The sequence below is a fragment of the Cyanobium sp. ATX 6A2 genome, from assembly GCF_024346355.1.
In the GTDB taxonomy this organism is placed as follows: domain Bacteria; phylum Cyanobacteriota; class Cyanobacteriia; order PCC-6307; family Cyanobiaceae; genus NIES-981.
On record NZ_JAGQCU010000024.1, the window covers coordinates 25,621 to 36,116 of the forward strand.

Annotated in this window: 9 protein-coding genes; 6 read left to right on the top strand and 3 right to left on the bottom strand. The window is 68.3% G+C overall.

Going from position 1 to position 10,496, the window contains the following annotated elements:
- Entirely contained in the window at window positions 1-924 is a 924-nt protein-coding gene (locus tag KBY96_RS15110; RefSeq protein WP_254980362.1) for a vitamin K epoxide reductase family protein, read from the top strand.
- On the opposite strand, the gene nadB is transcribed toward KBY96_RS15110, so the two are convergent.
- The 3 genes from nadB to KBY96_RS15125 form a co-directional block, all read right to left on the bottom strand.
- On the bottom strand, window positions 902-2,509 hold the full coding sequence (gene nadB, locus KBY96_RS15115; protein ID WP_396122340.1) for an L-aspartate oxidase: 1,608 nt from the start codon (window positions 2,507-2,509) through the stop codon (window positions 902-904). The two genes, KBY96_RS15110 and nadB, sit on opposite strands and share 23 nt — an antisense overlap.
- A gap of 213 nt (window positions 2,510-2,722) precedes the next feature.
- The gene (gene psbU, locus KBY96_RS15120; RefSeq protein WP_254980364.1) at window positions 2,723-3,100 is read right to left on the bottom strand and encodes a photosystem II complex extrinsic protein PsbU; all 378 of its coding nucleotides are present in this window, start codon (window positions 3,098-3,100) and stop codon (window positions 2,723-2,725) included.
- Window positions 3,101-3,231: 131 nt separating this feature from the next.
- A complete protein-coding gene (locus KBY96_RS15125; RefSeq protein ID WP_254980365.1) occupies window positions 3,232-3,915 on the bottom strand; it encodes a DUF3120 domain-containing protein in 684 nt (227 codons plus the stop codon).
- 162 nt (window positions 3,916-4,077) lie between these two features.
- Between KBY96_RS15125 and KBY96_RS15130 the strand changes: the two genes are divergently transcribed.
- The 5 genes from KBY96_RS15130 to KBY96_RS15150 are packed head-to-tail and all read left to right on the top strand — an operon-like array spanning window position 4,078 to window position 10,408.
- The gene (locus tag KBY96_RS15130; protein WP_254980366.1) at window positions 4,078-4,983 is read left to right on the top strand and encodes an undecaprenyl-diphosphate phosphatase; all 906 of its coding nucleotides are present in this window, start codon (window positions 4,078-4,080) and stop codon (window positions 4,981-4,983) included.
- A 27-nt stretch (window positions 4,984-5,010) separates the two neighbouring features.
- Window positions 5,011-6,429, top strand: a complete 1,419-nt coding sequence (locus KBY96_RS15135; protein WP_254980367.1) for a TIGR03279 family radical SAM protein — start codon at window positions 5,011-5,013, stop codon at window positions 6,427-6,429.
- A 26-nt stretch (window positions 6,430-6,455) separates the two neighbouring features.
- A complete protein-coding gene (locus KBY96_RS15140; RefSeq protein ID WP_254980368.1) occupies window positions 6,456-8,165 on the top strand; it encodes a TolC family protein in 1,710 nt (569 codons plus the stop codon).
- 12 nt (window positions 8,166-8,177) lie between these two features.
- A complete protein-coding gene (locus KBY96_RS15145; protein ID WP_254980369.1) occupies window positions 8,178-9,602 on the top strand; it encodes a BCD family MFS transporter in 1,425 nt (474 codons plus the stop codon).
- Window positions 9,599-10,408: an inositol monophosphatase family protein gene (locus KBY96_RS15150; protein ID WP_254980370.1), complete on the top strand. Its 810-nt coding sequence runs from the start codon at window positions 9,599-9,601 to the stop codon at window positions 10,406-10,408. Before KBY96_RS15145 ends, KBY96_RS15150 begins: the two co-directional genes overlap by 4 nt.
- Window positions 10,409-10,496 lie beyond the last annotated feature (88 nt).

Here is a 10,496-nt window from a genome sequence, read left to right on the forward strand (position 1 = left end):
GTGACCTCCAGCCGCCTCAGCGAACGCCTCAGCTCCAACCGCCGCCGTGGTGATTCCGGCAACCGCTGGATCCGTGTGGCGATGGCCGTGCTCGCCACCGTGGGGGTGATCGACACCGGCTCGATCACCCTGGAACGCTGGGGTCTGTTCGGGAATCTGAGCTGTCCTGGAGGCGCCGACGGCTGTGACAGGGTGCTGGCCAGCGCCTGGGGCACGGTGCTGGGCCAGCCCCTGTCGCTGTTCGGCTTCCTGGCCTATGCCGCCGCGACTGTACTGGCCCTGCTGCCCCTGGTGTTTCGGGGGGAGTCCAAAGCCCGCCTGGCCTCGCTGAGCTGGTGGGGGCTGCTGTTGCTCAGCACCGGCATGGCCGTGTTCAGCCTGGTGCTGATGGGCGTGATGGTGTTCAAGATCCAGGCCTTCTGTTTTTTCTGCGTGCTCTCCGCAGTGCTGAGCCTGGCGCTGTTCGTGCTCAGCCTGATCGGCGGCGACTGGCCCGATCGCGGCCAGCTGCTGTTCCGGATCATCGCTCTGGCCCTGGTGGTGGCTCTGGCCGGTCTGGGCTGGGCCGCGGCTGCCGATCCCTCCGGCAGCCCCATCGCCGAGGGCCGTGTGTCGCCTCCGGTCACCACCACCAGCAGCCCCGAAGCCATTGCCCTGGCCGAACACCTCACCGAGAGCGGTGCGGTGATGTATTCGGCCTACTGGTGCCCCCACTGCCTCGACCAGAAGAAACTGTTCGGGCGGGAGGCCACTGAGCTCCTCACCGTGGTCGAATGCGCGGCCGATGGTCGCAACAGCCAGAAGGAGCTCTGCGACAGCAAGAACATCGAGGGCTTCCCCAGCTGGGAGATTCAGGGTCGCCTGGAGGCCGGCGCCAAGCCCCTGGAGCGCCTGGCCGAGCTCAGTGGTTTCCCACCGTCCTGACCGCGGCGGTGCGGATCCCGCTGCGGCGCTGCTGCAGCGAGTGCCGTCGCCAGTGGGGCTGGGGGCTTGGAGCGTCGGTGCGGAAGTGGCCGCCGCGGCTTTCCTGCCGGAACAGGGCAGCCTCGAGCAGCAGTTCGGCCAGGGTGAGGCGCTGATGCCATTCCTGCAGGCCCACCAGTCGCAGGCTCTGGTCTCCGGCCAGCTCCAGCCAGGCCCGGCGGGGGAGGTTCTGTAGCCAACGCCAGCTGGCATCGGCCTCCACTGCCTGCCGTTCGCGCCGCACGAGCGGCAGGGCCTGGCCCAGGGTGTGGCCGCGGCGCTCCACGCCGGCCACCCGCCAGCAGAGATCACGCAGATCGGCGATCCGCCCCTCGAGGCTCTCCAGATCGGGCAGGGTCCAGGGCCACGCCCGGTCCTGTTCCACCAGGTCCGGCCCCTCCAGATCGGGGCGCGCGTCCTCGATGGGGGGCTCCAGCCGGATGTGGCGCAGCTGGCGGGCGAACACCAGGCACTCCATCAGCGAGTTGCTGGCCAGGCGGTTGGCCCCGTGCACCCCCGTGCAGGCCACTTCCCCCACGGCATAGAGACCGGCAATGCTGGTGGCCGCATTGAGATCGGTGGCCACGCCGCCCATCCAGTAGTGGGCGGCCGGAGCCACCGGCAGTGGCTGGCCCAGGGGCTCAAGGCCCAGGGCCCGGCAACGCCCCAGGATCGTGGGAAACTGGCGTTCCAGGCGGGCCTTCCCCACGGGCCGCAGGTCGAGCCAGAGGTGCTCCACCCCCTGCTCCTGCATCGTCCGTGCCAGGGCCCGGCTCACCTGGTCGCGGGGGGCCAGATCTCCCCCCGCCAGACGCTCCACCGGGCTCCTCCCCTGGTGATCCCGCAGGCGGGCTCCCTCGCCCCGCACCGCCTCGGAGATCAGGAAGTGGGGGGCTCCGGGGAGCATCAGTGCGGTGGGGTGGAACTGCACAAACTCCAGGTCGCGCACCGCCGCGCCGGCCTGCCAGGCCATGGCCACCCCATCGCCGCTGGACTGGGAGGGATTGGTGGTGTGGGCGAACAGGTGGCCGCCGCCGCCGGTGGCCAGCACCACCGACCGGGCCCGCAGCCAGCCGATCCGGCCATCGCAGAGCACCTGCAGGCCCTTGCAGTGCCCTGCTTCGACCCAGAGCCGCAGGACCACGCTGTCATCCAGCTGCCGCAGCCCGGGCCGCTGCCGCACCTCTCGCTCGAGGGCATCCACCAGGGCACCGCCGGTGCGGTCCTGGGCATGCAGCACCCGGCGGTGGCTGTGGGCGGCTTCCAGCGTGGTGCTCAGCCGGCCGCCGTCGCGGTCGAAGGCCATGCCCAGCTCCAGCAGCCGTTGCACACAGGCCGGGGCCTGATGCACGAGCAATCCCACAGCATCGTGGTCGCACAGGCCTGCGCCGGCCCGCAGGGTGTCGTCACGGTGGCTCGCGAAGCTGTCCTCCACCGCTGTCACGGCAGCAATGCCCCCCTGGGCCCAGCGGCTGGCTGACCGTGGTTTGCGCTCCTTGTTCAACAACAGCACGCTGAGCTGCGCGGGCAGCTCCAGGCAGGCCATCAGTCCGGCGGCGCCCCCCCCCACCACCACCACGTCCCACACGCGCTGCAGGTGGCCGTGCCGCTGTTCGGATCGGTGCTGCTCCGCGAGGTGGTCTGCCATGGCTGCAGGTGGCTTCCCGGCAGCAGCCGGCATTAAAAAAGCCGCCGGCTGGCCCGACGGCTGTCAACGGTTGACCGAGTGTAAGGAGAGTCGCGGAGCGAACCTGGATGCTCAGCGGTACTGGCCGTCGTTGATGCGATCGAATCCCTCGTTCAAGGCGATCTCCGCAGGGGTGACCGTGAAATTGTCCTTGTATTTGTTGAAGAGCTCGCGCTGGCGATCAGTGAGGTCGAGACTCAGCACATCGTCCACGATTACGTAGGGCCCCCCCAGCACGATTTTGCCGGCGAGGGTGGGATACATCCCGGGGAACGCCTGAAAGCGCCGGACTGAGCTGTTGTTGAGATCCACCTTGTCGCCACGTTCGGCGATCTTGTCATCGGCGCTGTTGCGCAGCTCGGCGGCCTGGGCGGTGGGTGCCATCGCCAGACCCACCAGGAGACCCACCAGAAGCACTCCACTCATCAGCCAGGCAACCAGCCTTTTCATCGCGAAATACCGTGATCGGGAAGGGAGTTCAGGTGGTCGGAGACCACTCATGGCAACGTTACAGAACGGCTCGATCAGGCTCCCTGTCGTCGTCTCGGCCCTTTGCGTTTCTTCAGATCAGGTCAGGCTGCTCAGACCAGGCCGCTGAGCCGGGGAGCCAGCAGTGACAGCAGCACGAACAGGCCGTCCACAGCAAGCGTGGTGGCCAGGGCTGCCCCGGCCACCTGGCCGGTGTCTCCCTGGTGCCAGCACCAGCGGCTGAGCTGTATCAGGCTGCCGCCCAGGCCTGCAATCACCAGCAGGGAACCTGGCCGCAGGGCCGCCTCAGCGGCGAGCCGCAGCAGCTCGCCGGCCTGCTGCGGCTCGGCAGCCAGGGCCTGGGGCCAGAGGGGCATCAGGCCCGTCAGGAGGATGCCGGCGTCGGTGGCGGCGGTGCCGAGCAGGGATCCCAGATAAAACCCGCAGGCCAGCCGCCAGCGGCTGCTGAGGCCGGCCAGTGCCAGGGGCAGGGCCATCGCCTCCAGAGGCAGGTGATACACCGGGTGCAGCCGTGCCCAGCCCCAGAAGAGGGATCCCGCCAGCCAGCTGCCACAGAAGCCCACCAGCAGCTCCCCCGCCCGCCGCCGCTGGGGATCGTCGCTGTGGGCCAGCAGCAGGGCGATCGTCAGCAGCAGCGCGGTGAACGCCGTGGCACTGAACGGGTCGTGCCGCACCCAGGGTGCCTGGACGAACACCGGCAGGGACACCAGCAGGCCACTGAGGAGCGGCAGGGCGATGGCTCTGGCCCTGGGCGCCAGTCCCGCCTCAGCACCCACTCCAAGGGGCAGAGCCCTGCTCGCTGTGCCGGGGGTGCCCGCGATCACCAGGCCTGTGAAGAAAGATGTGTAACCTTAAGGGTTGCCGGGTGCGGCAGCGCCATAGGGTCGGGGCGCTTCAGGTTTTTCATGGATTCGTTGCTCCACCTCTGGGCGCACGCCATGCCAGTGCTGGCGGTTGCTGGCCCAGCTCAGCCGGGCGTTGGCGCGGAGCTGGGGCTGGCTCAGGCCTGCTTGAGGGCACTGGTGCTGGGGGTGGTGCAGGGTCTCACGGAATTTCTGCCGATCAGCAGCACCGCCCACGTGCAGGCGGTGCCGATGCTGCTGGGCTGGGGTGACCCGGGGGTGTCAGCGATTGCCGTGATCCAGCTGGGCAGCATCGCGGCGATCGTGGCCTACTTCTGGCACGATCTCGCCCAGGTGCTCAGAGGCGTCAGCCGGGCCCTGCGCGAGGGCCGCTGGGGCTCCACGGATGCGCGCATGGGCATCGCCATCGCCCTCGGCAGCATCCCGATCCTGCTGGCGGGGATGGCGATCAAGCTGATGGTGAGCGACTTCGACAACTCGCCCCTGCGCAGCCTGACATCCGTGGCGATTGTCTCGATCGTGATGGCCCTGCTGCTCGGGCTGGCGGAGCTGCTGGGCCGTCGCCGCCGCCAGCTCGACGATGTCCAGCCCCGCGATGGGCTGATCGTCGGCCTGGCCCAGACCCTGGCGCTGATCCCCGGAGTCTCCCGTTCCGGCAGCACCCTCACGGCTGCGCTGTTCGACGGCTGGGAGCGCACGGCAGCGGCGCGCTTCTCCTTTCTGATGGGGATCCCCGCCATCACCCTCGCCGGTGTGGTGGAACTCAGGGAGCTGTTCGCTGGCCCGGTCGACGGCGGTGTGATGGGCGGGGGTGTGCTGCCGGTCCTGGTGGGCATTGCCTCCTCGGCGGTGGTGTCCTGGCTGGCGATCGCCTGGCTGCTGCGCTTTCTGCAGCACCACAGCACCTGGGTGTTCGTGATCTACCGCCTGGCCTTCGGGATCGCCATCCTGCTCTGGCTGCGCGGCACAGTGGGCAGTTAAAGCCAGCCCATCCGCTCGCCTCCCCCCATGTGGAACGAACCCTCCGCCGGGATTGCGGTGGTCGTGGATGCCCAGGCCCGCCAGGCGTTGGCGGGTCAATCCCCAAGCCGCCTGCCCCAGCCGGCCATCGTGGCCACGGTGGAGCCTGGTTCAATCGGCGAGGAGCTCGGTTTTCAGCCCGGCGATCGCCTGCTCAGCATCAACGGTCACCGGCCCCGCGATCTAATTGATCTGCAGCTGCTGGTGGGTGACGAAGAGCTGGTGCTGGTGGCGGAAGACCCTGACGGGAGCCAGCACACGATCGAACTCGAGAAGGATCCCGACCAGACCCTCGGCCTGGGCTTCACCGAAGCCCTCTTTGATGGCCTCAAACAGTGCAACAACGCCTGTCCCTTCTGCTTCATCGACCAGCAGCCCCCGGGAAGGCGCCGCAGCCTCTACCTCAAGGACGACGATTATCGACTGAGTTTTCTCTACGGCTCTTACCTCACCCTCACCAACCTCACGGAGGCCGACTGGCTGCGGATCGAGCAACAGCGGCTCTCGCCGCTGTATGTGTCCGTCCATGCCACCGAACCGGAGCTGCGCAGCCGTCTTTTGATGAACCCGCGGGCGGGGCTGCTCCTGGATCAGCTCGCCTGGTTCTCCGAGCGCGATCTGCAGATCCATGCCCAGGTGGTGGTGTGCCCCGGCCTCAACGACGGCGCGGCCCTGGAGCGCACCCTCACGGATCTGGCGATGTTCGCCCGGGGCGAGTGGCCCGCGGTGCTCTCCGCTGCGGTGGTGCCCGTAGGTCTTACGCGCTTCCGTCCCGCCGGGGATGACCTGGTGCCGGTGGATCGGAGCTGCGCCCGCCGGGTGATCGCCCAGGTGGAACCGCTGCAGGAGCACTTCCACCGGCAGCTCGGCAGCCGCTTCGCCTGGTTGTCCGATGAGTGGTATCTGCTGGCCGGTCTGCCGCTGCCCCCACGGCACCAGTACGAAGACCTGCCCCAACAGGAAAACGGGGTGGGCAGCATCCGCGCCTTCCTGGAGTCCCTCGATCAGGCCACCGCTTCCCTGCCGGCCCGTCTGGATCGCTCCCGACGACTCAGCTGGGTGGTGGGGGCCCTGGTGGCCGAGGCGCTCACGCCCGTGGTGGAGCGTCTCAACCGGGTCGATGGACTGGAGCTGGTTCTCCATGGCCTGCCCAGCCCCTACTGGGGCCAGGAGCAGGTGGTCACCGGACTGCTCACCGGCTCCGACCTGCTCAGCGGCCTGGCCCAGCGGGATCTGGGGGAGCAGCTGCTGCTGCCCTCGGTGATGCTGCGTCAGGGAGAACCGGTGTTTCTCGATGACCTGCGCCTCGAGGACCTGGAAGCCCTGCTGCCGGTGCCGGTGCAGCTGGTGCGGAGCGCAGCTGACCTAGTGGCCGCCTGCACCGGTGAATCCGGCCGGCCTTCTTAAACTCCCGCTGCCCAGTGCCCACCGGCATGACCCACACCGCTCTTCGACTGGTTCTCCTGGGAGCGCTGGGTCTGCCCCTTGCCGGTGGGGTGGCGGTGGCCGATGACCTCTCCCCTTTCCCGGGCGACAGCACTGCCGTGGAGGAAGGGGCCGCCCCGAGTGCTGCCGTGGATTCTGGGGGACCGCCCGTGTACGCCCCTTCGGCCCTGCCCAATGCGATCGACAGCAAGGGTGATCGGCCTCGGGTCAACCCGCGGCTGGTGGCGCCGGCCGCCACGCAGCTGGGCCCGGATCTCGATGACCTGCCGGCGCCCGATTCCCTGGCCCTGCCCACCCGCCCCGAGCAGGTGCAGATCCGTGAGCTGCGTCCCCTCACCCTCCCCCAGGTGGAACGCCTGGTGGAGGTGAACAATCCCAGCCTCAAGGCGATCGCGTCCCAGGTGGATCAGGCCCAGAGCAACCTCAGGGCCCAGATCGCCCAGTGGTATCCCACCATCGATCTGAACGCAGGCACCTTTCCCGGCTTCACCGCCTCGGAAACCCGTACGGAGTTTTTCGACGGGAGCAGCCGCACCAACAGCGAGCAGCGCTGGCGGGCGGCCGCCTCACTCCTGGCCCAGTGGGCGCTGATCGACCCCACCCGCACTCCCAGCATCGCTGCGGCACGCGACCAGTTCGAGAGCGCCAAGTTTCAATACATCATTGCCCTGCGGGATCTGCGGCTTCGGGCCAACCAGGCCTACTTCAGTCTCCAGCAGGCCGATGATCAGGTGCGCATCGGCCAGGAGTCCGTGCGCGCCTCGTTGGTGAGCCTGCGCGACACCCGGGCCCGGTTCCAGGCCGGGGTGGCCACCCGCCTGGACGTGCTGGAAGCCGAAACCCAGCTGGCGCGCGACCAGCAGTTGCTCACGAATGGCCTTGCTGCCCAGGCCATCAATCGTCGCGCCCTGGCTGAGTTGCTGGATCTGCCCCAGGACGTCACCCCCACGGCCGCCGATCCCCCGCGGGTGCTGGGGATGTGGCAGCCCTCCCTGCAGGAGAGCATCGTGGCCGCCTTCGCCTTCCGCGAGGAACTGGATCAGACCCTGCTCGACATCTCCATTGCCAACAGCCAGGCCAACGCGGCCCTGGGCCAGGCCCAGCCCTTCCTGAATCTGTTCGCCAGCTTCGACACAGCCTGGACCGATCTCTCCGGAGCCACTGAAAGTCGGGTCGACGCCACCCGAAACCTCGACGCCTCGGTGGGTCTCAACTTCAATTGGCGGCTGTTTGACGGTGGCGCCGCCGCCGCCCAGGCCCGGGGCAACCGTCAGCGCGCCGAGGAGAGCAGCTTTCGCTTTGCCGAACGGCGCGACAACATTCGCCAGCAGGTGGAGGAGAGCTTCTTCGAGCTGGAGAAGAACAACCGCAACATCGCCACCACGGCCCGAGAGGTCATTCAGTCGCGCGAATCCCTGCGTCTCGCCCGCCTGCGTCTGCAGGCCGGGGTCACCACCCAGCGGGAGGTGGTGGACAACCAGCGCGATCTCACCAATGCTGAGGTGCGTTTCTCCGCTGCCGTCACCGACTACAACATCCGTCTGGCCGAGCTTCGCCGCCGCACCGGACTGGACGTGATCCTCAGCTGTCCGGCACGCAGCCTGCCCGCCGAGAAGCCCCGGCTCGACACCGACATCCCCGTGGAACCGATTCCGCTGCTGCCCGCCTGCCAGGCTTCCGATCCAAGCCTGCTCTGATCTCCACAGCTGATGAGCGTCTCGTCCTCAGGTGTTCCGGGCCCCAGGCTTGGCTTGACCAGCACCCTGAGGTTGGGTCTGTTCCAAGGCTGCCTTGGCTGTCTGGCGGTGATCTTCGCCGGCCTGTTGAACCGGGTGATGATCAGTGAGCTGGGCTTCCCCGGCCTGCTGGTGGGGGTAGCCCTGGCCTGTGAACAATTCGTGGCTCCAGCCCGGGTCCTGTTTGGTCAGCTCTCAGACACCCACCCGGTCGCAGGTCGCCACCGCGTCCCCTACATCTGGCTCGGGGCGGTCCTGTTCTGCACCCTGGCGGTGTTGTCGGTGCCCCTGATCTTCCAGGTGGGCCGCCTGCTGGACACCGGAGGCGGTTCCCTGCTGGCGGCCATCGCCGCCCTCTGTGGGCTGTTTGCGGCCTATGGCCTGGCCATCTCCATGGCCTCCTCGCCCTACCTGGCCCTGCTCATCGACAGCACCAACGAGGAGGAACGACCCCGGGCCGTGGGCATCATCTGGTGCCTGCTCACGGTGGGCATCGTGGTGGGGGCCATCGCCATCGCCCTCGCCCTCGGCAGTCTCGATGGGGTCACCGATCCCGCCATCCTGCAGCCCGCCCTGCTTGGCTTCATGGTGCGCGTGGCCGGAGTGGTTCTGGTGCTCACCGTGATCGCCACCCTTGGCATCGAGCGACCCAGAACTGGCGCCTCCCTGGCCAGCGCGGAGTCGCCGCCCTCCCGCGACGACGCCATCACCCTGCGCCAGAGCTGGGCCCTGGTGACCTCCAGCCGGCAGGTGATGGTGTTCTTCCTCTTCCTGTTGCTGTTCACCCTGGGCCTGTTCCTCCAGGACCCCGTGCTTGAGAGCTACGGCGCTGAGGTGTTCGGCATGTCCATCGCCGCCACCGCCTCCCTGAACGCGCTCTGGGGCATTGGCACCCTGGTGGGGCTGCTGATCGCCGGCCTCTGGATCACCCCCAGGCTCGGCAAGTTCGCCACCGCTCGCCTGGGCTGTCAACTCATTGTCGGCAGCCTTGCCCTGCTGCTGCTCTCGGGGATCACGGCCCAGGTGCCGGTGTTGCAGGGTGTGATGGTGCTGTTTGGCCTGTCGGCGGGAATCGGCACCAACAGCGCTCTGGTGCTGATGCTGGATCTCACCCTGCCTCAGGCCGCCGGCACCTTCGTGGGCGTCTGGGGTCTGGCCCAGGCCCTGTCCAGGGCGCTGGGCAAGGTGTTCGGCGGTGGTCTGCTGGATCTGGGGCGCTTCCTGCACCTGCAGGTCACCGGGAGCACCGATCCCTTCCCCGCCTATGCCCTGGTGCTCGGTGTGGAATTGCTGGTGGCGGCCGCCGCGCTGCTGCTCTTGAACCGGGTCAACCTGCGTCAGTTCCGGGAAGATACGGGCCGCAGTCTGAGCAGGGTGCTTGCCCTCGAGATCGGATGACCGCGGCTCCCGTTTCCCCGTCCCTGCACCCTGGTCTGGCGTCGTTACTGGACCGGGTCGGCGACCGCCAGCGTCACGACTTCGGCCATGTGGTCTCCGATCTCAAACCCGACGGCAGCCTGATCACGGCCTGCGATCGCTGGAGCGATGCGGAGCTCGTGGAGGGCATCTCAGCGCTGTTCCCCGGCGACGGCGTGCTCAGCGAGGAGGGGGAGCGTCGGGTGCCCGATACCCCCGCCTACTGGGTGGTGGACCCCCTTGATGGCACCACCAACTTCGCCGCTGGAATTCCCTACTGGGCCATCTCCCTGGCTCGCTTTGAAGGCGGCAGGCCCGTGCTGGCCGTGCTGGATGTGCCGCCCTTGCGCCAGCGCATTGTGGCCGTGCGCGGTCAGGGCGCCTGGCGCAACGGCAAGCTCCTGCAGCCGCCTTCCGGTCATGCCCCCACCTCTGGTTGTGCTTCCCTCTGCAGCCGCTCCATCGGCGTCCTGCAGAAGCTGCCGGATCGCCGTTTTCCCGGCAAGATCCGTCTGCTCGGTGTGGCCAGCCTCAATCTCGTGAGTGTGGCCATGGGGCAGACCGTGGCGGCCCTGGAGGCCACTCCGAAGATCTGGGACCTGGCCGCGGCCTGGCTGGTGCTCACCGAACTGGAGTGTCCAGTGCGCTGGCTGCGGATCTCCCCAGCACGGCTCAGCCCTGGATCGGATCTCGCGGAGGTCGACTTCCCTGTGCTGGCGGCGGATCGTGCCACGACCCTGGAGCGATTTCTGCCGTGGGGGGAAGCGCTGGTTGCCAGAGGTGGGTAGCAGGTGCTACGGTAAAGAGCTGCGCCCGAGAGGGAGCAGAGCCTGAAGCCCCGTGAAGCGCGAGCGAGCGGTGTTGTAGGTTTTCTGA